The 25,592-nt window shown below is 63.2% G+C and carries 22 protein-coding genes and 1 other RNA gene; 4 read left to right on the top strand and 19 right to left on the bottom strand.

From position 1 onward, the window contains the following. Positions 1–95: 95 nt before the first annotated feature. Genes murB through mraZ form a run of 12 tightly spaced genes read right to left on the bottom strand, consistent with a single transcriptional unit; the run spans position 96 to position 13,806 of the window. The gene (gene murB, locus CIT31_RS11225; protein WP_095518653.1) at positions 96–1,061 is read right to left on the bottom strand and encodes a UDP-N-acetylmuramate dehydrogenase; all 966 of its coding nucleotides are present in this window, start codon (positions 1,059–1,061) and stop codon (positions 96–98) included. Further along, positions 1,058–2,464: a UDP-N-acetylmuramate--L-alanine ligase gene (gene murC, locus CIT31_RS11230; protein ID WP_095518654.1), complete on the bottom strand. Its 1,407-nt coding sequence runs from the start codon at positions 2,462–2,464 to the stop codon at positions 1,058–1,060. Before murC ends, murB begins: the two co-directional genes overlap by 4 nt. Next, positions 2,461–3,588: an undecaprenyldiphospho-muramoylpentapeptide beta-N-acetylglucosaminyltransferase gene (murG, locus tag CIT31_RS11235; RefSeq protein ID WP_095518655.1), complete on the bottom strand. Its 1,128-nt coding sequence runs from the start codon at positions 3,586–3,588 to the stop codon at positions 2,461–2,463. Before murG ends, murC begins: the two co-directional genes overlap by 4 nt. 1 nt (position 3,589) lies before the next feature. Further along, positions 3,590–4,741, bottom strand: coding sequence for a putative lipid II flippase FtsW (gene ftsW / locus CIT31_RS11240; protein WP_029351459.1), 1,152 nt, complete (start codon positions 4,739–4,741; stop codon positions 3,590–3,592). Then, positions 4,741–6,144, bottom strand: a complete 1,404-nt coding sequence (murD, locus tag CIT31_RS11245) for a UDP-N-acetylmuramoyl-L-alanine--D-glutamate ligase (protein ID WP_095518656.1) — start codon at positions 6,142–6,144, stop codon at positions 4,741–4,743. Before murD ends, ftsW begins: the two co-directional genes overlap by 1 nt. Positions 6,145–6,152: 8 nt before the next feature. Next, positions 6,153–7,235 (bottom strand): phospho-N-acetylmuramoyl-pentapeptide-transferase, encoded by a 1,083-nt coding sequence (gene mraY / locus CIT31_RS11250; protein ID WP_029351461.1) that lies wholly within the window; start codon positions 7,233–7,235, stop codon positions 6,153–6,155. Positions 7,236–7,259: 24 nt separating this feature from the next. Beyond that, entirely contained in the window at positions 7,260–8,693 is a 1,434-nt protein-coding gene (locus tag CIT31_RS11255; RefSeq protein ID WP_095518657.1) for a UDP-N-acetylmuramoylalanyl-D-glutamyl-2,6-diaminopimelate--D-alanyl-D-alanine ligase, read from the bottom strand. Then, entirely contained in the window at positions 8,690–10,144 is a 1,455-nt protein-coding gene (locus tag CIT31_RS11260; RefSeq protein ID WP_095518658.1) for a UDP-N-acetylmuramoyl-L-alanyl-D-glutamate--2,6-diaminopimelate ligase, read from the bottom strand. Before CIT31_RS11260 ends, CIT31_RS11255 begins: the two co-directional genes overlap by 4 nt. A gap of 54 nt (positions 10,145–10,198) precedes the next feature. Continuing rightward, on the bottom strand, positions 10,199–11,923 hold the full coding sequence (locus tag CIT31_RS11265) for a peptidoglycan D,D-transpeptidase FtsI family protein (RefSeq protein ID WP_206073354.1): 1,725 nt from the start codon (positions 11,921–11,923) through the stop codon (positions 10,199–10,201). Then, complete coding sequence (ftsL, locus tag CIT31_RS11270; RefSeq protein WP_095518660.1) at positions 11,920–12,315, bottom strand: cell division protein FtsL; 396 nt, start codon at positions 12,313–12,315, stop codon at positions 11,920–11,922. The genes CIT31_RS11265 and ftsL overlap by 4 nt, the downstream gene beginning before the upstream one ends. A gap of 4 nt (positions 12,316–12,319) precedes the next feature. Next, positions 12,320–13,351 carry a 16S rRNA (cytosine(1402)-N(4))-methyltransferase RsmH gene (gene rsmH / locus CIT31_RS11275; protein ID WP_095518661.1) on the bottom strand — a complete coding sequence of 344 codons (1,032 nt, stop codon included), beginning with the start codon at positions 13,349–13,351 and terminating at the stop codon, positions 12,320–12,322. Further along, positions 13,348–13,806 (bottom strand): division/cell wall cluster transcriptional repressor MraZ, encoded by a 459-nt coding sequence (gene mraZ / locus CIT31_RS11280; RefSeq protein WP_095518662.1) that lies wholly within the window; start codon positions 13,804–13,806, stop codon positions 13,348–13,350. Before mraZ ends, rsmH begins: the two co-directional genes overlap by 4 nt. Before the next feature lie 415 nt (positions 13,807–14,221). On the opposite strand from mraZ, the gene CIT31_RS11285 reads away from it, so the two are divergent. Then, the gene (locus CIT31_RS11285; protein ID WP_095519326.1) at positions 14,222–15,337 is read left to right on the top strand and encodes a cystathionine gamma-lyase; all 1,116 of its coding nucleotides are present in this window, start codon (positions 14,222–14,224) and stop codon (positions 15,335–15,337) included. A 9-nt stretch (positions 15,338–15,346) separates the two neighbouring features. Here CIT31_RS11285 and CIT31_RS35035 read toward each other — a convergent pair whose 3' ends face one another. The 7 genes from CIT31_RS35035 to CIT31_RS11325 form a co-directional block, all read right to left on the bottom strand. After that, the gene (locus CIT31_RS35035) at positions 15,347–15,433 is read right to left on the bottom strand and encodes a hypothetical protein (protein ID WP_245316283.1); all 87 of its coding nucleotides are present in this window, start codon (positions 15,431–15,433) and stop codon (positions 15,347–15,349) included. 209 nt (positions 15,434–15,642) lie between these two features. Continuing rightward, complete coding sequence (locus CIT31_RS36010) at positions 15,643–15,819, bottom strand: ribbon-helix-helix domain-containing protein (RefSeq protein ID WP_425350595.1); 177 nt, start codon at positions 15,817–15,819, stop codon at positions 15,643–15,645. Between the two features lie 276 nt (positions 15,820–16,095). Beyond that, positions 16,096–16,494: RNase P RNA component class A (gene rnpB / locus CIT31_RS11300), an RNA gene on the bottom strand. Between the two features lie 58 nt (positions 16,495–16,552). Further along, positions 16,553–17,332: a lytic transglycosylase domain-containing protein gene (locus tag CIT31_RS11305; protein ID WP_095518663.1), complete on the bottom strand. Its 780-nt coding sequence runs from the start codon at positions 17,330–17,332 to the stop codon at positions 16,553–16,555. 184 nt (positions 17,333–17,516) lie between these two features. Beyond that, entirely contained in the window at positions 17,517–18,278 is a 762-nt protein-coding gene (locus CIT31_RS11310) for an N-acetylmuramoyl-L-alanine amidase (protein WP_095518664.1), read from the bottom strand. Next, positions 18,275–18,994: a J domain-containing protein gene (locus CIT31_RS11315; RefSeq protein WP_095518665.1), complete on the bottom strand. Its 720-nt coding sequence runs from the start codon at positions 18,992–18,994 to the stop codon at positions 18,275–18,277. Before CIT31_RS11315 ends, CIT31_RS11310 begins: the two co-directional genes overlap by 4 nt. A gap of 267 nt (positions 18,995–19,261) precedes the next feature. Continuing rightward, the gene (locus CIT31_RS11325) at positions 19,262–19,453 is read right to left on the bottom strand and encodes a hypothetical protein (RefSeq protein WP_029351485.1); all 192 of its coding nucleotides are present in this window, start codon (positions 19,451–19,453) and stop codon (positions 19,262–19,264) included. Positions 19,454–19,654: 201 nt separating this feature from the next. Between CIT31_RS11325 and CIT31_RS11330 the strand changes: the two genes are divergently transcribed. The 3 genes from CIT31_RS11330 to CIT31_RS11340 all read left to right on the top strand — a co-directional run bounded on the left by CIT31_RS11330 (position 19,655) and on the right by CIT31_RS11340 (position 25,590). Then, positions 19,655–23,578 carry a hydantoinase B/oxoprolinase family protein gene (locus CIT31_RS11330; protein ID WP_095518667.1) on the top strand — a complete coding sequence of 1,308 codons (3,924 nt, stop codon included), beginning with the start codon at positions 19,655–19,657 and terminating at the stop codon, positions 23,576–23,578. 81 nt (positions 23,579–23,659) lie between these two features. Further along, a complete protein-coding gene (locus CIT31_RS11335) occupies positions 23,660–24,907 on the top strand; it encodes a BtaA family protein (protein ID WP_095518668.1) in 1,248 nt (415 codons plus the stop codon). Next, the gene (locus CIT31_RS11340; RefSeq protein ID WP_095518669.1) at positions 24,904–25,590 is read left to right on the top strand and encodes a class I SAM-dependent methyltransferase; all 687 of its coding nucleotides are present in this window, start codon (positions 24,904–24,906) and stop codon (positions 25,588–25,590) included. The genes CIT31_RS11335 and CIT31_RS11340 overlap by 4 nt, the downstream gene beginning before the upstream one ends. Positions 25,591–25,592 lie beyond the last annotated feature (2 nt).

The raw sequence follows: 25,592 nt of genomic DNA on the forward strand, positions 1-25,592 counted from the left end.
GCAGAGAATCAGAGAGTTGAATCGCTGGCAAGTCCTTACGATTCCGAGAGATTCACTTTCCGCAAAAAGGGCAGCGAAAACTGTGTTGTGAGCCCTTAGAGCAACTGTCCGAGGAATTCCTGGACCTCGTGCCCCGGCCGAAAATTACCGATGCGCCTGATTTCCCAATGCAGCCGGATGCCCGACCGTTCGAGCACGCGCGTGCGCACGGTCTCTCCGAGATATTCGAGGTCGTAGCCGGTCGCGGTTCCCGTGTTGATCATGAAGTTGCAATGCATCGGCGACATCTGCGCGCCGCCGATCATCAGCCCCCGACAGCCCGCCCTGTCGATCTCCTTCCAGGCCGAGGTGCCCTCCGGATTCTTGAAGGTCGAGCCGCCGGTCTTTTCGCGGATCGGCTGCACGGTCTCGCGATGGTGCTGGACGGCGTCCATTGCCGCCTTGATCGCGGCCTTGTCTGCCAAGACCCCTTCAAACACAGCCGATGTGAAGATCAGCCCGGCAGGGGCTGCCGAATGGCGATAGGCGTAGCCCATATCGGCGTTGCTCAGCGTATGCAGGTCGCCCTTGCGGTCGAGCGCCCGCACCTCGACGACGCGCTCGCGCGTCTCGACGCCATTGGCGCCGGCGTTCATCCTCAGCGCACCGCCGACGGCACCCGGAATGCCGTGGTAAAATTCAAAGCCGCCTATACCAGCCTGATAGGCGACAGCGGCAAGGCGCTTGTCGGGCGTGGCGGCGCCCGCCTTGATCGTGGTCGGCGCAATCACTTCGGCTTCGCCAAAGCCCTTGGCCGAAAGCCGGATGACGAAGCCAGTAATGCCACCGTCGCGGACAAGCAAATTCGAGCCGATGCCGACGATGGTCAGCGGTATCTCCTCGGGCACCGCCCTCAGGAACGCGGCGAGGTCGTCCTCGTCGGCCGGCTGGAACAGTGCGTCGGCCAGCCCGCCGGCGCGGAACCAGGTGATCTTGTCCATCTCGGCATTGGGCGTAATGCGGCCGCGCAGGCCGTCAAGCCGGCCGCCGAGCTTGTCGATCAATGCCTGGCCACGCATCATGAGGCGGTACCGCCGAGTTCCCTGGGCAGCGCGTAAGCCCATTGCGTGATGTTGCCGGCGCCGAGGAAGACGACGAAATCGCCTGGTTTCGCCAGGTCCCGGATAACCGGCGCAATCGCCGCGGGGCCTTCGATGTAGCGCGCGTCGCGATGGCCGCCGGAGCGGATGCGCGACACCAATGCCTCGGACGTCACCCCGTCGATCGGCTCTTCGCCTGCCGCATAGATCGGCGCCACCATCACCGTGTCGGCGTCGTTGAAGCAGACGGAAAACTCGCCGAACAGATCATGCAGCCGGGTGAAGCGGTGCGGCTGGGCAATGGCGATTACGCGGCCCTTGGTGGCGTCGCGCGCCGCCCTCAGCACCGCCGCGATCTCGACTGGATGGTGGCCGTAATCGTCGAACACATCGACGCCGTTCCACGAACCGGTACGGGTAAAGCGCCGCTTGACGCCGGCGAAGGACGACAGGCCCTTCCTGATCGCCTCGGCCGAAAGGCCGAGCTCATGCGCGACGGCGATCGCCGCCGTCGCATTGGCGACATTGTGACGGCCGGGCATCGGTAGGCGCAGGCCTGATATCGTCGACTGGCCGCGGGTCTTGCGGTCGCGGATCACCACGTCGAATTCCGAGGTCGGGCCGTCCATGCGGTGATTGGTGAAACGCACGTCGGCCTGCGCGTTCTCGCCATAGGTGATGACGCGACGGTCCTCGATGCGGCTGACCAGTGCCTGCACTTCCGGATGGTCGGTGCACATGACGCCGAAGCCGTAGAACGGCACGTTCTCGACGAACTGGCGAAAGGCCTCGCGCACCTTGTCGAAGGAGCCGTAATGATCGAGATGCTCGGGATCGATGTTGGTGACGACGGCAATCTCGGCCGGCAGCTTCAGGAAGGTGCCGTCGCTCTCATCGGCTTCGACCACCATCCATTCGCCGTCGCCCATCCGGGCGTTGGTGCCGTAGGCATTGATGATGCCGCCATTGATCACGGTCGGATCGAGCCCGCCGGCTTCGAGCAGCGTCGCCACCATCGAGGTCGTCGTCGTCTTGCCATGCGTGCCGCCGATGGCCACCGCCTGCCGGAAGCGCATCAGTTCGGCCAGCATCTCGGCACGGCGGACAACGGGAAGCAGTTTCTCGCGCGCCGCCTTCAGCTCCGGATTGGATTTCTTGATCGCCGTCGAGACGACAACCACTTCGGCTTCGCCGACATTATCGGCGTGATGACCGACAAAGCACTCGATGCCCTTGTCGCGCAGCCGCTGCACATTGGCGCTGTCGGCCTGGTCGGATCCTTGCACCTTATAGCCGAGATTGTGCAGCACCTCGGCGATGCCGCTCATGCCGATACCGCCGATGCCGATGAAATGCACGAGGCCTATCGTCTGCGGCATCTTCATGCGTGCGTCTCCTTCCTGAATGCCGATACGCTTTTCTTCGACGCAATAGCCTCTGTCAGATCGGCGAGCAACCGTGCCGCGTCCGGTTTTCCGGCCGATTTCGCCGCCGCTGCCATTGTGGTCAGCCGCTCCGTATCGTCCATCAACGCGCCGACGAGCGCAGCGATGCGCTCGGGCGAGAGCGAGGATTGCGGATGCACTTCGGCGCCATCTGCCGCTGCTAATGCCGCGGCATTGGCTGCCTGGTCGTGGTCGAGCGCGTGCGGATAGGGCACCAGCAGCGCTGGCCGGCCAATCACCGCGATTTCCGATACGGTCGATGCGCCGGACCGCGACATCACAAGATGCGCCGCAGCCATGCGCGCCGCCATGTCGGTGAAAAAGGGCGATACCTCAGCCTCGACGCCAAGGGCGGCATAGGCCGCCTTCACCCGCTCGACATCGTCGGCACGCGCCTGCTGGGTGATCACCAGCCGCTTGCGTTGCGCGTCGGAAAGCTTTCCAATCGCAGCCGGCATTGCGTCGGAAAAGAACTGTGCGCCCTGGCTGCCGCCAAACACCAGGAAGCGGAACGGCTGCTTCCCGGTCGACGCCGCATAGGGGATCTTTGCCGCCTCAAGCACTTGCCGCCTGACCGGGTTACCTGTCGTCACTGTCTTGGCGCCTGCAGCGCTCGAATCTTCCGGCAAGAACCCGCCAGCGATGGCATCGACGCGGCCGGAGAGCGCCCGGTTGGCACGCCCCATCACCGCGTTCTGCTCGTGGATCATCGTCGGCACTTTGCGCCGCGTCGCCGCATAGAGCGGCGGCAGCGTCGGATAGCCGCCGAAACCGACCACAACGGCTGGCTTGATCCGGCCGATCACGGCGGATGCCTGCCGCACGCCACCCCAGATTTTCCAGAAGGCGGCAAGCACGGCAAAAGGATTTTTCGAACTCATCGTCGCCGACTGGATCGGATGGATGCCTGCGGCCGGAAACTGGCCGGCAAAACGCTCGGCACGAGCATCGGTGGCAAGATGCACCGTCCAGCCGCGCCTGATCAGCTCATGCGCCAGCGCCTCGGCCGGGAAGAGATGCCCGCCCGTGCCGCCGGCGGCCAGAAGGATCGAGCCCTTCGACATTTCACTCCGCCGGCATGGCGCGCTGCGACGGTGCGAAGCCCAACTGCTTGCGCTTTTCCGGCCGCTTGCGGGTCAGCGCCAGCACCATGCCCATCGAGATTGCGATGGCGATCTGCGAGGAGCCACCATAGGAGATGAACGGCAAGGTCATGCCCTTGGCAGGCATCAGCTGCAGATTGACGGCCATGTTGATGACAGACTGCAGACCGAAAACGGTGACCAGGCCGCCAACCGCATAGCGGGTGAAATCGTCCTGCTCCTTGAGCGCGGTGCTGAGGCCGCGCAGCACGATGAAGGCGAAGATGGTCATGATGAAGAAGCACATGATCAGTCCGAACTCCTCGCCGGCCACCGAGAAGACGAAATCGGCATGGCTGTCGGGTATGACCCGCTTGACGGTGCCCTCGCCCGGCCCGACGCCGAACCAGCCGCCATTGATCAGCGCATCGCGGCCCATGTCGACCTGGAACGTATCGCCCTCGCCGGTCATGAAGCGATCGATGCGGCCGGCGACATGCGGGAACACCGTATAGGCGGCAAACACGCCGCCGATGCCGGCAGCGCCCAGCGCGATGATCCACAGCCATGGCAGTCCGGCCATGAAGAACATCACTCCCCAGGTGCCGAGCACCAGCATTGTCTGGCCGAAATCAGGCTGCGCCACCAGCAGCGAAATGACGAGGGCCAGCAGCAGCATGGCGAACAGATTGCCTGGAATGTCGGGCTGGCGCTTGTGTTCGGCAAACAGCCAGGCGCAGATGACGACGAACGCCGGCTTCAGGAATTCCGACGGCTGGATCGACACGCCGGCGAGCGACACCCAGCGCCGCGCGCCCTTCACCTCGACCCCGATGTAGAGTACCGCCACCATCAGCACCAGCATGACGCACAGCATCGCCAGGGCCATGCGTCTGATCTGCCGCGATTCCAGGAAGGAGACGGCCAGCATCACGCCAAGTGCGGGAATGGTGAAGATGATCTGCCGTGTGGCGAAGTGGAAACTGTCCAGGCCGATGCGCTGGGCCACCGCCGGGCTTGCCGCGAAAGACAGTACGATGCCGAGTCCCATCAGCGACAGGAACGCAGCCAGGAACCAGCGATCGACCGTCCACCACCAGGTGGCGACCGGGCTTTTGTCGAGACGGCTTTGCATTATCGTGCCCCTCCGATGAGCTTCACGCCATCAATAGTGCTCGCAGCTTGCCTGAAGGCATCGCCGCGCACTTCGAAATTCTTGAACTGGTCGAAACTGGCGCAGGCCGGCGAAAGCAGCACCACCACCTCGCCGTTGTCATCATCCTTGGCCGCGTCGCTTGCGGCATGCTCGACTGCTGCGGCCAGCGTGCCGGAGATCTCGTAAGGCACCGCCTCGCCGAGCGTCGCCGAGAAGGCTGGTGCGGCCTCACCGATCAGATAGGCCTTGGCGACGCGCGGAAAGAGGCCGCGCAACGGCTCGATGCCACCCTCTTTCGGCAACCCGCCGGCAATCCAGTAAATGCGCGGAAAGCTGGACAATGCGGGCGCTGCCGCATCGGCATTGGTGGCCTTGGAATCGTTGATGAACAGCACATGGCCCTTGCGGCCGACCTGCTCCATACGGTGCGCCAGCCCGGGAAAGCTCTCCAGCCCCGATTGGATCTCGCCCAGCTCGAGCCCGACTTTGAGGCTGGCGGCGATAGCGGCCAACGCATTCTGCGCATTGTGCTGGCCGCGCAGCGAGCCGATGCCTTCAAGAAAGGCAACGCGGCTGTATCGGCCATGCACCGCTTCCATCAGATTGGTGCCGTCGGCAAAATAGCCATCGGTCAGCGGCACGCGTTTGGAAATGCGGATGACGTGCCGGCCCGTCCGCTCCAGCCGGTCGGCGAGCTGGGCGCACCAGGAATCGTCGACACCGACAATTGCCGTTTCGCTGCCGGCCGCCAGCCGTTCCTTGATCGCGGCGTAGTGCTGCATCGTGCCATGACGGTCGAGATGATCCGGCGTCAGATTGAGCAGGACGCCGGCGGTCGGATTGATCGAGGGCGCCAGGTCAATCTGGTAGGACGAGCATTCCACGACATAATGCCGCCCAGGCTCCGGTGGATCGAGCGTCATCACCGGGCGGCCGATATTGCCGCCCATCTGCGTGTCGCGTCCGGCCGATTTCAGGATATGCGCCGTCAGCGCCGTCGTCGTCGATTTGCCGTTGGTGCCGGTAATGGCGATGAAGGGCGCTGCCGGCGCCAGCAACGTCCGCTGCCGGCAGAACAGCTCGATGTCGCCAATGATCTCGACGCCTGAAGCGCGCGCCAGTTCCACTGTCCAGTGCGGCTTCGGATGCGTCAGCGGCACGCCGGGCGACAGCACGAAGGCCGAGAACTTCGCCCAGTCGGCGCCGCGCAGATCGCCGGTCGCGATCCCGACGGCCGCGGCATTGGCGACACTGCCGGGATTGTCGTCCCAGGCGAGCACCTCCGCTCCGCCCTCGATCAGCGCGCGCGCCGTGGCGATCCCCGAGCCGCCGAGCCCGAAGAGCGAAACGCGCTTGCCTGCGAAGGATGTGGCGGGGATCAAGCGGCCTCCTATCGGAGCTTCAGGGTCGACAGGCCGACCAGCGCCAGGATGACGGCGATGATCCAGAAGCGGATCACCACCTGACTTTCGGTCCAGCCGAGCTTTTCGAAATGATGGTGGATCGGCGCCATCAGGAACACCCGCTTGCCGGTCATCTTGAAGTAGCCGACCTGGATGATGACCGACAGGATCTCGACGACGAACAGGCCGCCGACGATGACCAGCACGATCTCGTGCTTGGTGGCAACTGCGACCGTGCCGATCAGGCCGCCCAGGGCCAGCGAGCCGGTATCGCCCATGAAGATCGCCGCCGGCGGTGCGTTGAACCACAGGAAGCCGAGGCCGGCGCCGATCACTGCGCCGAGGACCACCGCCAATTCACCGGTACCAGGCACGAAATGGATCTGCAGATATTCGGCGAACACCGCATTGCCGGAGAGATAGGCGATGACGCCGAAGGACGCCGCTGCGATCATGATCGGCACGATCGCCAGCCCGTCGAGGCCATCGGTCAGGTTCACCGCATTGCCGGCGCCGACGATGACGAAGCACGAGAACGGGATGAAGAACCAGCCGAGATTGATGAGAAATTCCTTGGCGAAGGGGAAAGTCAGCGACGACGAGAACGGCGCCTGGCCATTGTGCATGATCACCCAGGCGGCGATGCCGGCGATGACGAATTCAAGCCCCAGCCGCGCCCTGCCGGAAAACCCAAGATGCGATTGCTTCGTCACCTTGAGATAATCGTCGTAGAACCCGATCGAGCCGAAACCCAGGGTCACCAGCAGCACCACCCAGACATAGATGCTGGACAGGTTCGCCCACAAAAGCGACGAGCCGATGATGCCGCACAGGATCATCAGCCCGCCCATGGTCGGAGTGCCGGCCTTCTTGAAATGCGTCTGCGGCCCGTCGGCGCGGATCGGCTGGCCCTTGCCCTGCCGCAGCCTCAGCGAATTGATGATAGCCGGCCCGAAGATGAAGACGATCAGCGCCGCGGTGATCAGCGCGCCGCCGGTACGGAAGGTTATGTAGCGAAAGACGTTGAAGACCGAGATCTTGTCCGCGAATTCGACGAGCAGTGTGAACATGCGATTCGGTCCCCGGACCTGGCTCTAGGCCTGTTTGGCGGTTGTGGCTACCGCCGGAAATTTGCTGAGCAATGCGTCGACCAATTTGGAGAACCCGATGCCTTTCGACGATTTGATCATCACCACGTCGCCAGGCTTCAGCGCCGACAGAAGCACCAGTTTCAGATCCTCTGCGCCGGCGCGATACTCCGTCTCGATCTCATCAGGAAGGGTGTCGGCCAGCGCCCGCATTTCCGGGCCGGCGAGAAAGACCGTGCGCGTTTCGGTGCCGGCGATGAGATCGGCAAGGGCTGCGTGCAGCTTCGCGGAATGCTCGCCGAGTTCGAGCATGTCGCCGAGCACCGCGATGCGCCTCCCTTCGCCCGACACCGGCGTCGCGTTGAGCAGCGCCATTGCAGCGCTCATCGACGCCGGATTGGCGTTGTAGCTCTCGTCGATGAGCGTGATCGGACCTTTCGGGTGACGCAGCACGTGGCGCTTGCCGCGTCCGCGTTCGGCCGAAAGATCGGCCAGCGCCGTCGCCACCCTGGCGATGTCGGCGCCGACCAGATGCGCGGCGCCCAGCACGGCCAGCACGTTCTGCACCATATGTCGGCCCGGCGCGCCAACCCTGGTGGTGATTTCCTGACCGCCAATCTTGGCGGTGATGATAGAATGATCGGCATGCAGCGCGCATTCGAGCAGTTTGAATGTCGCCCGGGCATTCTCGCCAAAGCCGTAAATGTGCTCGACGCCGGCGGCTCTTGCCATCTTGTCCAGAAGCTTCCAGCGCGGGTCGTCGCGGTTGAGAAGGACAGCACCATCCGGTTCCAGCCCCTCGAAAATCTCGGCCTTGGCCCTGGCGATCTCGTCCAGATTGCGGAAGAAGCCGAGATGTGCCGCGGCGATCAGCGTGACGATGGCGACATGCGGCCGGACCATCTTGGCCAGCGGCCGGATCTCGTCGGGATGGTTCATGCCGATCTCGAACACGGCATAGTCGCAATCCACCGGCATCCGCGCCAGCGTCAGCGGGACGCCCCAGTGGTTGTTGAAAGACTGGGCCGATGCGTGCACCTTGCCGACCGCGGAGAGCACATGGCGCAGCGCTTCCTTGGTGGTGGTCTTGCCCGCCGAACCGGTCACCGCGATGATCTTGGCGTTCGAGCGCGCGCGGGCGGCCAGCCCGAGCTTTTCCAGCGCGGCCAGCACGTCCTGCACGACGATCATCGGCGCGGTCAGCCGCCCGAGCGACGGCAGCTTGCCCTCGGCGACGACCAGCACGCCGGCGCCGGCCTTGATGGCGGCGGTCGCGAAATCATGGCCGTCCATCGCCTCGCCTTTGATGGCGAAGAAAGCATCGCCCGGCTCAAGGCTGCGGCTGTCGATCGAGATGCCGCTGATACCCTCCGGCATCGGGCCAAGGGGTCGTCCGCCCATGCCGGCGACGAGATCCTCGGAGGTCCACAGAAAGCTCATGCGGCGCGCTCCTGCAGCGCGGCGCGGACTTCCTCATGGTCGGAAAAATGCAGCGTCTCGGCGCCGATGGTCTGGCCTTCCTCATGGCCCTTGCCGGCCACGATCAGCGTGTCGCCGGCATGGAGCATGGCGACTGCCTCGTGGATCGCCTTGCGCCGATCGCCGATCTCTATAGCGCCGGGTGCTGCGGCAAGGATCGCGGCACGGATCGTTTCAGGCACTTCCGAACGCGGATTGTCGTCGGTGACTATAACGACATCGGCGAGCCGCGTAGCGATTTCACCCATGATCGGACGCTTGCCCCCGTCGCGGTCGCCGCCACAGCCGAACACGACGATGACGCGGCCGGTGGTGAACGGCCGCACCGACGCCAGCACGTTTTCCAGCGCGTCCGGCTTGTGCGCATAATCGACATAGACCGGCGCACCATGGGATGTTGTCCCAACGAGGTCGAGCCGACCCGGCGCGCCCTTCAATTTCTCCAACGCCATCAGGGCTTTGGCGGCTGGCGTTCCAGTAGAAATGGCGAGGCCCGCCGAAACCAGTGCATTGGCGATCTGGAAATCCCCGGCCAGCGGCAGGTCAACCTCGTGGAGAACGCCATCGACTTCCACTTCGGCGCGCTGGCGGTGGCGCTCGTGCTCGACTCGCTTCAGTCTCAGGAACTCGCCGTGGCGGCCGACCGTCAGCACATCCAGTCCTGCCGCCCTCGCCGCCCGGATCGTCGGCTCCGACCACGGATCGTCGGCAAAAATGACGGCCGGCGCGCCCTTCGGCAGCAGCGCGTCGAACAGGCGCAGCTTGGCGCGATGATAGTCCTCGACTGTCGGATGATAGTCCATGTGGTCCCGGCCGAGATTGGTGAACCCGCCGGCTGCGAGCTTCACGCCGTCGAGCCGGCGCTGGTCGAGGCCGTGGCTGGAGGCCTCCATCGATGCGTGGGTAACGCCGGCATCCGCCAGTTCCCTCAGCAGCCTGTGCAGATCTACCGGGTCGGGGGTGGTCAGCGAGCCATATTCGTTGCGGCCCGGCGCCACCACGCCGGTCGTGCCTATCGAAGCAGCGGCAAACCCTGACTGCTCCCATATCTGCCTTGTGAAGGCCGCAACCGATGTCTTGCCGCTGGTACCGGTCACCGCGACCATGGTTTGCGGCTGCCTGCCGAAGTAGCGGGCGGCACTCAGCGCCAGCGCAAGGCGCGGATCGTCGACGGCGAGAACCGGCACCGGCAGTCCGGCGACGGCGCTGCCCTTGCCGGCCACGATCGCCACTGCGCCGCGACTGGCGGCATCGGCGGCATAGGCCGCGCCATCGGCCTTGGTGCCAGTGAGCGCGAAGAAGACCACGCCCGGTGCTACCTGGCGGGAATCCGACGAAATCCCGGTAACCTCCGTATCGAAGGAAGCTGTCCCCTCGACAGACAGGATACCGGCTAGATCTTTCAGCTTCATCGAACCCCGTTCATAGCAACAAAATAGCGCGCAGTTGCCGGCGCGCCCCAAGAATCACTGATAGGAAACCAGCGTTGCGCCATTTTCATGGCTGAAATCTGGCTTCACGCCAAGCATGGAAGCCGAACGTCGGATAATGTTTGCAGCCATGACACCAGCATTCGAGGCGGCCGTTGCACCCATGCCGGGTTTTTCCGGCTTCGGTTCGTCGGCGATCGTAAGCACGATATATTGCGGATCGTCCATCGGGAAAGCCGCGACGAAGGCGTTGAAATTCTTGTCCTTTGAGTAGCGGCCGTTGACAACCTTCTCTGCCGTTCCGGTCTTGCCGCCGACGCGATAACCAGGAACCCTGGCGTTCCTGCCTGAGCCTTTCTCGGCGTTCAGTGCGTAGAGATAGCGCATGCTCTCGGAGGTTTTGTCGCTGACAACTTTCTTGGCCACCGACATCGCCTGTTCCTGCGCGCGCCTCAGGAATGTCGGCTGGATCAGATAGCCGCCGTTCACCAGCGCGGCACAGCCGACCGCCGTCTGCAGCGGCGTCGTCGACACGCCGTGACCGAAGGCGATGGTGATCGAATGGACCTGTTTCCAGACTTTGGGCTCGGTCGGGCGGGCGACTTCAGGCAGTTCCGTCTGCATCTTCTCGAGGATGCCCAGGCGATGCAGGAATTCGCGGTGCCCCTCGATGCCGACCGCTTCGGCTTCCTTGGCCGAACCGATGTTGGACGAATAGATGAACACTTCGGGCACCGACAGCACTCGGGCCTTGCCGTGAAAATCATGGATGGTCTGACGGCCGATCCTGATCGGGCGCGAAGCGTCGAAACGGCTTTCCAGCGTCACCTTGCCGGAATCGAGCGCCATGGCGGTGGTAAAGCTCTTCAAGGTCGAACCCATTTCGTAAAGGCCGGCCGACATGCGGTTCAAGCGGTCCTTGTCCTGCGCATTGTACGGGTTGTTGGGATCGAAATCCGGAACCGAGGCCATCGCCATCACTTCGCCGGTCTTGATGTTGAGAACGACGGCGCCCGCTGCGATTGCGCGGTATTTCTCCATGCCGGCGGCGACCTCGTCACGCACGATATGCTGGACGCGAAGGTCGATCGAGAGCTGCACCGGCTTCAGATCCTTGGCCACCGCAAGTCCCGACGCCTGAAGGTCGCTCAGCCCCTGTTCGTCGATGTATTTCTCCATGCCGGAGATGCCCTGATTGTCGACGTTGGTGAGCCCGACAATGTAGGACGAGGTTTCGCCGGCCGGATAGAAGCGGCGCTTTTCGGTGCGGAAGCCGAAGCCGGGAATGCCGAGCTGCATGATATCCGATTGCTGCTTGGGCGTCAGTTGCCGCTGCAGCCAGACGAAGCCGGCGCCGCTCTTCAGCTTATGGTAGGTCTGTTCGTAGTCGATTTCGGGAAGCACCGTCGCCAGCTTTTCGATCGCCTCGTCGGCGTCGACAATGCGGCGCGGTTCGGCAAACAGCGACGCCGTCTTGATGTCCGTCGCCAGAACTTCGCCGTTGCGGTCGACGATATCGGGCCGAGACGCCGTCACCCGGCTCTGCGGACCGCCGGACAGGTCGGGGTTCTGGAAACCCAGATAGACCAGCCGCCCGGTGATGATCGAATAGATGCCGAAGAACACCGCCATCGTCATCACGATGCGGGTCCTGCCCTTGCCGCCGGTCGCTTTGCGGGCGCCTTCGACCACAATCGATCCGTCTTCCGACTTGGCGGGGCGCTTCAGCAGTCTGGCGATCAATGGAAGTCTGGGAATCATTGGACGATGCCTCCGGTGACCACAGGGTCCTTGCCACCCAAGGATCCTTTGCCAGAATTGTCGGCCATGCCACCCAGTCGCTCGGACGAAAGGTCCTCGATGGTGAGGGGTTTTGCCGGCAGATCGTCCAGCCCGATGATCTGGCGGGCGCTGACCGGCTCGAGCTCGAGTTGCGATCTATAGATCTCGGCCAGCTTTTGCAGGCGCGACGGCTGGGTCAGCAGGCTCCAGTCCGCCTTCAGGAGATCGATCGTATCCTCCTCGTAGCGGATCTGCGCCTGGATCTTGTGCACCGCCGCCAATTGTTCTTCGGCCTCGCGCTTGGTCTTGTAGGTCAAGGCCGCAGCCGAAACCATGACGGCGATCAGGACTATGTCGCTGGTACGAAACACGTGCTCACCTCTCTCCCGGCCAATTGACGCCGGGAAGTTTTGGCTCAGGAAGCTTTGGAAGCCCGAAAATCGAAAAGTCGCCGGTGCGCGGCGGTGCGTCGGTGCGGACCGCGGCGCGCAGCCTTGCCGAGCGCGCCCGCGGATTGGCTGATATCTCGGCCTCATCAGGCGTCACGCCGCTGCCCACCTTTTTGAAGGTGGCGCTGCGCGCCTGCGCCTCGGGCAGGTGCCGCGATCCGGATGCCGCATCGGCGCGATCGGCGATGAAGCGTTTGACGATGCGGTCTTCCAGGGAGTGGAACGTCACGACGGCCAGCCGCCCGCCCGGTTTCAGCACGCGTTCAGCCGCAAACAGCGCTTTGGCCAGTTCGCCGAGTTCGTCGTTGACGAAAATGCGCAGCGCCTGGAAAACGCGGGTCGCCGGATGGATCTTGTCCTTCGGCGCGCGGCCGACATGCGTCTCGATGGCATCGGCAAGGTCGAGCGTGCGCTCGAACGCATGTTTTTCGCGACGGCTTTCGATCATGCGGGCGATGCGCCCGGCATGGCGCTCTTCGCCAAGGAACCCGAAGATGCGGGCAAGGTCGCCCACTTTGAAGCTGTTGACGACATCGGCGGCGCTGAGACCAGCCTGGCCCATGCGCATATCGAGCGGTCCGTCGGTCCGGAACGAAAAACCGCGCTCCGCCTGGTCGATCTGCATGGATGAGATGCCGATGTCGAGCACGACGCCTTCGGCGCTTTCGACATGCTCGTCCAACGTCGAGAATGGCGCCTGAACAAGCCGGAGCCTGCCGCCCGATTGTTTTTCGAGGGCACGACCGGTAGCAATCGCATCCGGATCGCGGTCGATAGCGACGACCGAGGCGCCGCATGCCAGAATGGCTTTGGTGTAGCCGCCGGCGCCGAAGGTGCCGTCGACGATCACCTCGCCCGCTTTAGGCGAAAGCGCCTCCAGCACTTCGGCAAGGAGGACCGGAATGTGACGGGCCGGTCCGCCAGCGGCGTGAGGGTCATCGCCGTAGCCCGCCATCATTCCGGCCGCTCCCCAGGCTTCGTCCCCTGCCGAAGCTGCAAAAGCCGGGCGCGTGCTTCCGCCCCATAGGCGGCGAGCCGTCCAGGTTCCCAGATCTGAAAGAAATTGCCGCGGCCGACAAACGCTGCTTCCGCGGAAATGCCGGTGTGCTCGCGGATGAAATCGGTCATCGAGATGCGGCCGTCCTGATCGAACTTGAGAAAGGTTCCATCGCCATGGCAGAAGAACGACATGTCGTCCGCCGCCTGCAGGAAAGGATCTTCCTGCGCGATGCGCTGCTCGTAGCGGTCGAGCAGGTCGAGCCCGCCGACATCCATCGCCGGACGGTCCAGGCAGCGCAGCGCATAGAGTTCCGAATAGCCGCGTTTCTGCACAACCGCACGGAAATGCGCTGGAACGGACACCCGCCCCTTCGCATCGATCCTGTTCACCGCGCTTGACAGAAACCGGTCCATTACGCGTTACGGCCGCTTGCGCCGCCGCACCCCTCTGCATCTTCCCGCCCGCGCCGCCGCGGCGCGGTCCCTGCCCAAAACTCACTTCGTTCTGAAAGGCGAAAACAGGCGAACGCGCAGCCGCCGCGGCTGCCCGATTGGCGTACGCTTCACCCTGACGCGGAACGAAGGCTTGAATATCGAAATGGGATATCATGGGGCGCTATGGGCGTCAACGGGACAGGCTTCACAAACGCGCGCGCCACAACCGATGAGAGCAGCTCTGACGGCACTCCCGTCTTTATGCTCCATTAAGCCTAACGAAGCGTTTAGAGCGCCTGGCCTACCGGAGGCGGCTTGCCGCGGATCGCCACCGCGCATAGCGTCAGCCCGTGTTTTCCCGGTCAGAAACAGGTCAGAAACAAGGTTGAAATCCATGTCCGAAACAGCCAGATCGCGCGCGGCGGCACTTCCCCATCTGCGTCGCGGCAGGCTCACCATGGGCGACCCAATTCCCCTGCCGCTAACTATGGCCGCCATTTATCATGCACCCGGCGACGCCACCGGGTTCGATCAATATGGCCGCTTCAGCAATCCGACCTGGGACGCGGTCGAACACATGCTGGCGCATCTGGTAGGGGCGCCATGCGTCGCCTTCCCCTCTGGAATGGCTGCAATCTCGGCGGTGTTTTTTGGATTGCTCAAATCCGGCGACCGTATCCTGCTGCCGTCAGACGGCTATCACACCACGCGGGCCCTGGCGGAGGGTTTCCTAAAACCTTTCGGCGTCGCCTACGATGTCCGGCCGACATCGACTTTCCTCGACGGCGGCTTCGATGGATATCGACTGGCCTTCGTCGAAACTCCCGCCAATCCGGGACTGGATATCTGCGACATTACGGCTGTCGCCGAAGCGGCGCACAAAGCGGGGGCGATTCTGGTGGTCGACAACACGACAATGACGCCCTTCGGCCAACGCCCGCTCGATCTCGGCGCCGACATCGTCATTGCCGCCGACACCAAGGCACCCAATGGCCATTCCGACGTGCTGTTCGGCCATGTCGCCAGCCGCAATGCCGACATCATCGCCGCCGTGTCCGGCTGGCGCGAGACATCGGGCGCCATTCCCGGGCCGTTCGAGGCGTGGCTTGTGCATCGCGGCTTGGAAACGCTCGACGTGCGTTTCGACCGCATGTGTTCTTCCGCCGAGGTGATAGCGCGGCGTCTGGAGAGCCATCGTGCGATCAGCGGCTTGCGCTTTCCGGGTCTGGTAGGCGACCCTTCGCACAATCTCGCCCGCGCCCAGATGGAGCGCTTCGGCTTTCTCATCTCGTTTGTGCTGGCATCGAAGGACAAGGCCGAGGATTTCATCAACAACTGCTTATTGATGCAGGCGGCGACGTCGTTCGGAGGCGTGCATACGTCGGCGGAACGGCGAGCAAAAAGAGGAGACGCTGTTCCGCCCGGCTTCGTTCGCCTGTCGGTCGGCTGCGAACCGGTGGAAGAGCTTTGGCAGGCGATCGAAGCGTCGCTGGACGGTACCAGCGGCTGAACGAACCGATCACGAAGCCAGATCGTCGGCTTCGATTTTGCGCCGGCCATGCAGCACGCGCAGGATCTCGACTGCATCCTCGCTGACACGATACAAGGTGAGATACTCGCCGACGGCCAGATGGCGGATGCCGGGCGAATGTCTTCGCGCGGTGCGCCTGAGAAGGGATAAGTCGCCAGTAGTTGCTGCCAGCGGGCTTCCGGTCGAGCAGCCGGTCCGCTACAGCCTCGTCGTCTCGCGCGACATGGAGCCAGGTCGCGATCAAATCCTCTTCTGCATTGCAGTTCGGCTGATGGGCAGCAAATTCATGCCGCGTTATCGGATTTCAATCGTCTGCGCGCTTCGGCCTTGATTTCGTCGATCGACGCAAACCGACCCGGTCCGCTGTCAATTCCCTCCTGCACCAGCTTGCGCAACTCCTCGACCGTATAGCCGTGCAGGTCGCGGGGGTCCTTGCATTGCCTGAGCGCGTCGCGGATCACCTCGCTCGCCGAGCATATTCGCCGGCGGCGACCACAACGTCGACCGCCGCCGCCAGTTCCGGCGAAAGCGTGATGCTGCGTTTGTCGACCTGACCCATGATGCGCTCCTGATATTGCCCGCGCCTATATGGTACGATTAATCGCACCGACTTCAAGAAACGCTTGTTACGCCCACTGCCCAGCAAAGCCGGTTCAGTAGTAAAGCGCCTGAACCAGCAGGCGCCCGATGACGCAACCTGCTGATATCAGGGGATGTCCTTGTAGTATCTGGAAGAAATTGCCAGCTGGCCTGTAAGCCGGGTTCTGTATGGCCCTCGCCCCTTGCGGCGCGAGAACGTGGCGGCCATTCATCTTGGGCGCATGTTGCCATGCACCTCACGCAACCTACCCGGACGGTGAGCCGGAAACAGCCCTCGAGGGTTTCCCCTCGCACCGTCCCTATTCGGTCTTGCTCCCGGTGGGGTTTACCGTGCCGCTCCTGTTGCCAGTCGCGCGGTGGGCTCTTACCCCACCCTTTCACCCTTACCACGGTAAAACCGTGGCGGTTTGCTTTCTGTGGCACTTTCCCTAGGGTCGCCCCCGCCGGCCATTAACCGGCACCGTGTCTCCATGGAGCCCGGACTTTCCTCACCCGCAGCCTTTCGGCTTCGCGGGTGCGGCCGCCCGGCCAGCTGGCAAGGCGTATAAAGGGGTTCAAGGCCGAAAACGCAAGAAAAAAGCAGGTTCGGGCTTATTACGCCGGCGCTCCAAGCGCGGCCAACTGCACCTTGACCTTGCCGCAATAGGCCGCGGAAATCGGGTTCATCCGCTTGGCGCCATGGCCGGCATTGTATTTGAGAATCGTGCCGCAGGTCGTGCCGCCGCCGAGGTTGTGCGCCATGGCGAGGTATTTCATGCCGTATTTGATGTTGGTCTCGGGATCGTAGAGGCCCTTGATCGAGCCGCTGTAACCCATCATCCGCGCCGTCGACGGCTTGATCTGCATCAGGCCGATCTCACCGGCGCTGCCGACCTGGTTCGGCCGGAAGCTGCTTTCGATCATGATGACGGCCTTGGCGAGCGAGACCGGCACACCATTGCTGGCGGCATGACGCTCGATGATCGCCGAATACTGGCCACTGCCGCCAGCGGCCGCCGCGTTCGGCGCCGCCGCCCGGCTTTTCCCGCCGATCGACGCCGTCGTCGCCTGGTCGATGCGGGTCCTGTTGCGCTTCACGTGCCGTTTGGAGACTGCATTTTTTGCGGAGGCTGGCTTGTTTACCTTTACCCCAGCTTTTTCCGCCTTTGCGGATGCTGGCTTTTTCACCTTTACCGCAGCAGCTTTTACCGCCTTTGCGGAGGCTGTCCTTTTTTCCTTTGCATCTTGGCCGGCTTTCGGCGTGGCGGTTTTATCGGACACGGTAATGAAACCCTGGTCGGCCCGCTGGCTCAGCGGCGCGCCATTGGCGGCACCGATGGCAAAAGTCATTACGCCGGCAGCAACAGCTGCCGTTAAAACGGTCAATTTCTGCATGGGATCCTGTTCTGTTTGAACCGCGCGAAGAACTTCACGCAGCTACGCTAAATCAACATCGGAACATCTGGGGGCTCTAGGTCCGACAATTTGCACGGATCGCCTTTGACGGCCGAATTGGCGGCAAAAAAGGCGAGGCAAGTCACTTTGAGTGACAGGCTGTAACTGAACAGCTAGGAAAAGACTACTTGGGCGGAACTGCCTTCACGGAAGCAAACAGCCTTTCCAGCGTGCGGATTGTCGATCCGTCGGCCACGCCATCCACTTTGCGTTGGCGGAAGTGCCGTTGAAAAGCCTCGACCACGATTTCGGTATGCCGGTCAAAATTGCCTGATATCTCTACGCCATAACCGTAGAGCGCCAGCATCGATTGCAACGCCTCGACCTCGGCATTCGCATCGCCGGCCTTCAGCACCGCGCCGCGCCTGAGGGGTGCCGCTTCGACGAGATGGCCGACACCGGCCTCGAACAGCGCTTTCCAAGGGAATTTCTCGCCGGGGTCGATCTTGCGTCCCGGCGCCACGTCGGAATGGGCGAGCACCCGTTGGGCTGGAATCGAATGGCGCTGAACAATTCCCTTGCACAGGCCGATGACGGCATCGATCTGCGGTTTCGGAAAATTCCGATAGCCCAGCGAATGCCCCGGATTGACGATCTCGATGCCGAGCGAACAGGAGTTGATGTCGCTGCGTCCGAACCAGGAACTCTTGCCGGCATGCCAGGCACGGTCGCTTTCCCTGACCATCTGGACGATGCGGCCGTCCTCATGGACGAGATAATGCGACGAAACCTCGCTGGCCGGATCGCACAGCCATGCTTCGGCGCCGGCGCCAGTCTCCATCCCGGTGTAGTGCAGCACGATCATGTCGGGCTTCTCGCGTCGTGGACCGAAATTCGGCGATCCCCTTACCTCGGCGCTCGGCTCGTCGGGCGGAAAGCCGCTCATGCGTGCCGCAGGCCTCGTTCGATCATCTCATAGGCCGCGTTGATCGCCGCTATCCTGCTCGTTGCGATCTTGATGAATTCCTGCGGCAGCCCGCGCGCGATCAGCCGGTCGGGATGGTTGTCCGAAACCAGCTTGCGATAACGCCTCCTGACCTCCTCGAACGTTTTTCCCCGCTCGATGCCAAGCACGACATAGGGATCGGCCGCACCCAGGTCGACGTGCCGGGCCAGAATGCTCTGGTAATGCGCCTCCTCGATCCGGAAGATCTCGGCGATACGATGCAGGAACTGCCCTTCGCGCTCATGGACCAGCCCGTCGGCCTTGGCGATGTGGAACAGCCCGTCGAGAATGTCCTCCAGCATCTTGCAGTTCGAATGACCGGAGCCGCAAAGCTGCGCCATGCGCGCGGCATAGGTCTCGAACCCGGCAATGTCGCGCTTGGCCAGATCGTAGAGCCGCGCCACATTGCGCGTTTGGTCTTTCGGCACCTCGAATATCTGCTGGAAGGCGCGCACCTCGTCCTGCGTGACGATGCCGTCGGCCTTGGCCATCTTGGCAGACAGCGCGATCATCGCTACCGAGAAGGCGACGCGCCGGCGCAGATCCGGGTCGCCGGAGAAAACCGTGCGCACAGCCTCGACCACGTCGGCGACGCCGGACGAGGTTGAGGACGAAACGCGCGTGATGAAGTCGCCAAGGCGATCCCAAATCGACATGGGCACCTATTAGGGCGAACTGGCCACCGCTATCAAGCGAAGACAATGCCGCAGCCCATTTCGCGGCCGCCTGACCAGCTGGCGCAACCGTCGTTCATGGAAAATCAGCGGGCGGCAGCGGCGGCCACAGCGAGCGAAACTGCCAGCCTTCGTCGCCTTGCCATTCGGCCCCTTCGGGCGAAACTGCGCTTGCGGCGCGGCCGCAAGGAGCGTGTCCTGAAGTCAGAAGGCCGGCATCATGCCGGCCTTCTGTTCATCACCTGAGAACTACTGCGCCGGCGCAGCCGGAGCCGGCTCGGCCGGCTTCGTCGCGTCAGGAGCCGGCTGCATCGGCTGTTCGTTCGCCGGCGGATTGGTGCTCTGCGTGGTTGTGGCGTCCCCGCCCGTGCCGCTGTCGCTGCAAGCCGCAACGCCAAGCAGGGCAAGCGCCGAAACCGACGCAAGAATGAGTTTCTTCATGACATCTCTCCTCTAATCACGCCCCCCGCTACCGGGTGACGAGCGAGGACAGAATGCATCAGGCGCTTATGAGTTTCATAACGTTGCGTTTCCGCATGTAACATCATCTGCTTTTGCCGTTGCCGGCGAAGCCCTGGCGAACTAACACCAAGCCATGGCGAATTACCATATTGAATCAATAAAATGCCTGGGAGAGCTGCCGTGACCGCCAAATGGGATTTCTGGATCGACCGCGGCGGCACCTTCACCGATGTCATCGGCCGTGATCCGGAAGGCGGGCTGCACCCGCGCAAGCTGCTTTCCGAAAATCCTGAAGCCTATACCGACGCCGCCATCCAGGGCATTCGCGATCTGCTCGAATTAAAATCCGGCGCGCCGATCCCGTCCGGCCTGATCGGCGACATCAAAATGGGCACTACCGTTGCCACCAACGCGCTTCTGGAGCGCAAGGGCGACCGCGTGCTGCTGCTCATCACCAGGGGATTTCGCGACGCGCTGAGGATCGCCTATCAGGCGCGGCCCGACATCTTCGCCAAGGAGATCATTCTTCCCGAACAACTCTACGAGCGCGTCATCGAGGTCGACGAGCGCGTGCGCGCCGACGGCTGCGTCGATCGGCTGCTCGACATCGCCGCCGTGCGCCCAGCCATCGAACAGGCCAAGGCCGACGGCATCGACGCCGTGGCGATCGTCTTCATGCATGCCTGGAAATATCCCGACCACGAAAAGGCGGTTGCAAAAGTCTGCAGAAAACTGCGGTTTCGCCAAGTCTCGGTCAGCCACGAGGTCTCGCCACTCATCAAGCTGGTCGGCCGCGGCGACACCACCGTGGTCGATGCCTATCTGTCGCCGATCCTGTCGCGCTATGTGCAGAGGGTGGCGGAAGAGCTGGGCGTTTTCTCCCCCCTCGAGGGGGAGATGGCCGCGAAGCGGCCAGAGGGGGTCGCCCAAGGCAGCGCGAGGCCTCAAGGAATGTCGAGCACTGCCGCAACGACCCCACCCGGCGGCTTCGCCGCCACCCTCCCCTCGAGGGAGAGGGAATCCCCCCGCCTCATGTTCATGATGTCGTCGGGCGGTCTCACCGCCGCCGATATGTTCCAGGGCAAGGACGCGTTGCTGTCCGGTCCGGCCGGCGGCGTCGTCGGCATGGTCGAGACGGCGAAACTCGCTGGTTTCGACAAGGTCATCGGCTTCGACATGGGCGGCACATCCACCGACGTCGCCCATTATGACGGCGACTATGAGCGCGCCTTCGACACCGAGGTTGCCGGCGTGCGCATCCGCGCGCCAATGATGCGCATCCATACCGTCGCCGCCGGCGGCGGCTCGATCCTGCATTACGAGGCCGGCCGCTTCCGCGCCGGGCCAGATTCGGCCGGCGCCAATCCCGGCCCGGCCGCGTACCGGCGCGGCGGCCCGCTGGCCGTCACCGACGCCAATGTCATGCTGGGCAAGCTGCAGCCCGACTTCTTCCCGGTCATTTTTGGACCCGGCCAGAACGAGCCGCTCGACGTGCAAACCGTGCGTGAAAAATTCGCAGCACTCGCCGCCGAAATCGGCGACGGCCACACGCCGGAGGCGGTGGCCGAAGGGTTCGTCACCATCGCCGTCGAAAATATGGCCAACGCGATCAAGAAGATTTCCGTGCAGCGCGGCTACGACGTCACCGAATATATCTTGAACTGTTTTGGTGGCGCCGGCGGCCAGCACGCCTGCCTCGTTGCCGACGCACTCGGCATGGAAGCGGTGCTGATCCATCCGTTCTCGGGCCTGCTGTCGGCTTATGGCATTGGGTTGTCCTCGAGTTTTTCGTCGCGCCAGCAGGCGCTGCTGAAACCACTGGCGGAAGACTCCAAGCCGGCGATCGACAAGCTTATCGCGACATTGCGCAAAGCCGTCATCGACGAGCTCGCCGCACAAGGCATCACCGAGGGCACCGTCGCCTCGAAACCGGTGCTGCAGGTCCGCTATGACGGCACCGACACCGCACTGCCGGTAAATTTCGAGCACCGCTCGATTTCACGAGCCAAGAGCGATTTCGAAACGGCGCACAAGGCGCAGTTCGGCTTCGTCTATGACAAAAAGCCGATGATCGTCGAATCGGTCGGCGTCGAAGGCACCGACACCGGCGACGCCAGCTGCGAGGAAAGCGATTCAGTTCTTGAGGACATAACCCCAAGCCCTTCGGAGAAACGGCAAATCTTCGCCGACGGCATCTGGCGTCACGCCGGCATCTTTCGCCGCGAGGCGCTCAAGCCGGGGCACAGCGTTGCCGGTCCTGCCCTGGTCATCGAACCGAACCAGACCATCGTCGTCGAACCGGGCTGGCAAGCCGAAATCACCGCCAAGAACCATGTGCTTTTGCGCCGCGTCGAGAAAAAGCGGCGGCAGGCAGCGCTCGGCACCGAAGCCGATCCGGTCATGCTGGAGGTCTTCAACAACCTGTTCATGTCGATCGCCGAGCAGATGGGCGTGACGCTGCAGAACACCGCCTACTCCGTCAACATCAAGGAAAGGCTGGATTTCTCCTGCGCCATCTTCGACCGCAATGGCGCGCTGGTCGCCAACGCGCCGCACATGCCGGTGCATCTCGGCTCCATGGACCGTTCGGTGGAAACCATCATCCGGCTCAACTCGGGCGACATTCACCCCGGCGACGTCTTTGCATTGAATGCGCCTTATAATGGCGGCACGCATCTGCCTGATATCACCGTGGTGACGCCGGTGTTTGAGGAAGAGCGACCAATCTCCCCCCTTGTGGGGGAGATGTCGGCGAAGCCGACAGAGGGGGGCGCTGCCCCGCCAACGCCTCCAATTGGCGAGGCGGCGTATCGCGAAGCTGAGCGCTCGACGTTGCCCCCCTCTGCCCTGCCGGGCATCTCCCCCACAAGGGGGGAGATCGGCCAATCGCCAAAAATCCTCTTCTACGTCGCTTCACGCGGTCATCATGCCGACATCGGTGGCACCGCGCCTGGCTCGATGACGCCGCTCGCCACCACGGTCGACGAGGAAGGCGTGCTGTTCGACAATTTCCGCATCGTCGATCGCGGCCGGTTCCGCGAGAAGGAACTGGAGACGCTGCTCACCGACCACCCCAATCCGGCACGCAATCCGCATCAGAACATCGCAGACCTCAAGGCGCAGATTGCTGCTAACGAAAAGGGCGTCGCCGAACTGCGCAAGATGGTCACGCATTTCGGCCTCGACGTCGTTGAGGCCTACATGGGTCACGTCCAGGACAATGCGGCCGAAAGCGTGCGCCGTGTACTGGAGCGACTGCCCGACAGTTCCGTATACGAGTATCCGACCGACACCGGCCAAGTCATCAAGGTGAAGATCTCGGTCGACCGGAAAAAGCGTGAGGCGACTGTCGACTTCACCGGTACCTCGCCGGTCATGAAGAACAATTTTAACGCCCCCGAGCCGGTCGCCCGCGCAGCCGTGCTCTATGTCTTCCGCGTCATGGTCGAGGACATGATCCCGATGAATGCCGGGTGTCTGAGACCCATCAACATCATCATCCCCGATGGCTCGATGCTGAAACCCGCCTATCCGGCGGCGGTCGTCGCCGGCAATGTCGAGACCTCCCAGCATGTCACGAATGCGCTGTTCGGCGCCATGGGCGCGATGGCCAACGCGCAAGGCACGATGAACAACCTCACCTTCGGCAACAAGCAGTACCAGTATTACGAGACGATCTGCTCCGGCTCGCCGGCAGGCAGGATGAACTCCGGCCGCGGCTTTGCCGGCACCTCCGGCGTCCACACCCACATGACCAATTCGCGCCTGACCGATCCGGAAGTGCTGGAATTGCGCTTTCCAGTCCTGCTTGAGGATTTCCACATCCGCGAAGGCTCGGGCGGCAAAGGCAAATGGAGTGCCGGCGACGGCACCAAGCGCACCATCCGTTTCCTCGAAAAGATGGAATGCGCCATCCTGTCCTCGCACCGCGATCGCCCGCCGCAAGGCCTGAATGGCGGCGGCGATGGCGAGGCCGGCTCGACCACGGTCCGCCGCAAGAATGGCCGCGTCGAAATCCTGAAGGCGTGCGACCAGACGGTGCTGGAGGCCGGTGAAGCCGTCATTGTGACGACACCGACGCCAGGCGGATTTGGCGAGGCCTGAGCTCATCTCAACAAGCTGTCACCCGCCTGTCATCCACCTGCGCTACCCGCTTGCGCCAGAGCAAACGGGAATCGCCTTGTCATGACGGATCTTTCCGGAGAACTGGTTTTTCGCCGCGGCAAGGAAGTTGGCAAAGCCGTCTACCAGAACCGCCCGCTGTCGAAGGCCGGCCTCTCCGAACGGCTCTTCGCGTTGCTGTTTTCCGGCCTCGTCTATCCGCAGATCTGGGAAGACCCCGATGTCGACATCGACGCGATGCAGCTTGGCCAGGGCCATCGCGTCGTCACTATCGCCTCGGGCGGCTGCAACATCCTCGCCTATCTCACCCGGTCGCCCGAAAGGATCGACGCCGTCGATCTCAACGCCGCCCACATCGCGCTGAACCGGATGAAGCTCGAAGCGGTGCGCCATCTGCCGTCCCAGGGTGACTTGTTCCGTTTCTTCGGCGCTGCCGAGACCCGTCACAATTCGCAAGCCTACGACCGCTTCATCGCGCCGCATCTCGACCCGGTCAGCCGCCATTACTGGGAACATCGCAACTGGCTCGGCCGTCGCCGCATCGCCGTCTTCGACCGTAATTTCTACCAGACCGGGCTGCTCGGGCTGTTTATCGCCATGGGTCACCGCACCGCCAAATTCTTCGGTGTCGATCCGGCCGGCATCATGCAAGCCAAAAGCCTCGCCGACCAGCGCCGCTTCTTCGACGAGGAACTGGCGCCGGTCTTCGAAAAGCCGTTGCTGAAATGGGCCACCTCCCGAAAAGCCTCGCTGTTCGGCCTCGGCATTCCGCCGGCCCAGTACGATTCGCTGATCACCTCGGGCGACGGCACCATGGCCAGTGTCCTGAAGGCCCGGCTGGAAAAGCTCGCCTGCGATTTTCCGCTACAGAACAACTATTTCGCCTGGCAGGCTTTTGCCCGCCGCTATCCCAATCCCGGCGAGGCGGCGCTGCCCGCCTATCTCGAAAAGCGCAACCACAAGACGATCCGCAACAATGTCGACCGCGTCGCCATTCACCATGCCAATCTGATCGAATTCCTCGCCGGCAAGGATGCCGGTTCGGTCGACCGCTTCGTCCTGCTCGACGCACAGGACTGGATGACCGACGACCAGCTCAATGCGCTGTGGGCCGAGATCACCCGGACCGCGTCGACTGATGCCCGCGTCATCTTCCGCACCGCGGCCGAACCCAGCCTGTTGCCCGGCCGGGTCTCGAATTCGCTGCTCGACCAGTGGAATTATGCGGACGAGGCGTCGCGCGAATTCTCGGCCCGCGACCGGTCGGCCATCTATGGCGGCTTCCATCTCTATGTGAAGCAGGCCACATGAGCACGACCGAACTGCCGGCCAGGCACGCCGAACCGCCGGCTAGGCACGCCGAGCTGATGGACGGCGTCTACCGCTGGCAGCGCCACATCTACGACCTGACCCGCAAATATTACCTGCTCGGCCGCGACCGGCTGATCGCAGGGCTTGATGTGCCCGCAGGCGGCACCGTGCTCGAACTCGGCTGCGGCACCGGCCGCAACATCGTCCTCGCCGCCCGCCGCTATCCCGACGCCCGCTTCTTCGGTCTCGATATTTCGGCCGAAATGCTGGAAACGGCCACTGCTGCCATTGCCCGCGAAGGCCTGTCCGGCCGCGTCAAGCTGGCACGCGGCGACGCCACCGATTTCGACGCGAAAGCGCTGTTCTCTATCGAAAGTTTCGACCGCATTTTTGTCTCGTATTCGCTGTCGATGATCCCAAGTTGGGAGAAGACGGTTTGCGCGGCTCTTGCAGCCCTGTCACCTGGCGGCTCGCTTCACGTCGTCGATTTCGGCCAACAGGAGGCCCTGCCCCGCTGGTTTGGCACATTGCTGCGCGGCTGGCTGAGAAAATTCCATGTCGAGCCTCGTGAGGCCCTGCGCGCGGTTATGGCATCGGAATCCGAGCGGATAGGTGCAAGCTTTCGATTCAGAACACTGTACCGCGGCTATGCTTGGCTCGCAGTGATCGGACCGCGCAAATAGCA

The organism is Mesorhizobium wenxiniae (genome assembly GCF_002284535.1).
GTDB classification, from domain to species: domain Bacteria; phylum Pseudomonadota; class Alphaproteobacteria; order Rhizobiales; family Rhizobiaceae; genus Mesorhizobium; species Mesorhizobium wenxiniae.

What these genes read in the sequence shown, in the direction of transcription:
- murB (WP_095518653.1), bottom strand. Translation starts at nt 1,061, where the DNA reads ATGATGCGTGGCCAGGCATTGATCGACAAGCTCGGCGGCCGGCTTGAC.
- murC (WP_095518654.1), bottom strand. Translation starts at nt 2,464, where the DNA reads ATGAAGATGCCGCAGACGATAGGCCTCGTGCATTTCATCGGCATCGGC.
- murG (WP_095518655.1), bottom strand. Translation starts at nt 3,588, where the DNA reads ATGTCGAAGGGCTCGATCCTTCTGGCCGCCGGCGGCACGGGCGGGCAT.
- ftsW (WP_029351459.1), bottom strand. Translation starts at nt 4,741, where the DNA reads ATGCAAAGCCGTCTCGACAAAAGCCCGGTCGCCACCTGGTGGTGGACG.
- mraY (WP_029351461.1), bottom strand. Translation starts at nt 7,235, where the DNA reads ATGTTCACACTGCTCGTCGAATTCGCGGACAAGATCTCGGTCTTCAAC.
- CIT31_RS11255 (WP_095518657.1), bottom strand. Translation starts at nt 8,693, where the DNA reads ATGAGCTTTCTGTGGACCTCCGAGGATCTCGTCGCCGGCATGGGCGGA.
- CIT31_RS11260 (WP_095518658.1), bottom strand. Translation starts at nt 10,144, where the DNA reads ATGAAGCTGAAAGATCTAGCCGGTATCCTGTCTGTCGAGGGGACAGCT.
- CIT31_RS11265 (WP_206073354.1), bottom strand. Translation starts at nt 11,923, where the DNA reads ATGATTCCCAGACTTCCATTGATCGCCAGACTGCTGAAGCGCCCCGCC.
- rsmH (WP_095518661.1), bottom strand. Translation starts at nt 13,351, where the DNA reads ATGATGGCGGGCTACGGCGATGACCCTCACGCCGCTGGCGGACCGGCC.
- mraZ (WP_095518662.1), bottom strand. Translation starts at nt 13,806, where the DNA reads ATGGACCGGTTTCTGTCAAGCGCGGTGAACAGGATCGATGCGAAGGGG.
- CIT31_RS11285 (WP_095519326.1), top strand. Translation starts at nt 14,222, where the DNA reads ATGTCCGAAACAGCCAGATCGCGCGCGGCGGCACTTCCCCATCTGCGT.
- CIT31_RS11305 (WP_095518663.1), bottom strand. Translation starts at nt 17,332, where the DNA reads ATGCAGAAATTGACCGTTTTAACGGCAGCTGTTGCTGCCGGCGTAATG.
- CIT31_RS11310 (WP_095518664.1), bottom strand. Translation starts at nt 18,278, where the DNA reads ATGAGCGGCTTTCCGCCCGACGAGCCGAGCGCCGAGGTAAGGGGATCG.
- CIT31_RS11315 (WP_095518665.1), bottom strand. Translation starts at nt 18,994, where the DNA reads ATGTCGATTTGGGATCGCCTTGGCGACTTCATCACGCGCGTTTCGTCC.
- CIT31_RS11325 (WP_029351485.1), bottom strand. Translation starts at nt 19,453, where the DNA reads ATGAAGAAACTCATTCTTGCGTCGGTTTCGGCGCTTGCCCTGCTTGGC.
- CIT31_RS11335 (WP_095518668.1), top strand. Translation starts at nt 23,660, where the DNA reads ATGACGGATCTTTCCGGAGAACTGGTTTTTCGCCGCGGCAAGGAAGTT.
- CIT31_RS11340 (WP_095518669.1), top strand. Translation starts at nt 24,904, where the DNA reads ATGAGCACGACCGAACTGCCGGCCAGGCACGCCGAACCGCCGGCTAGG.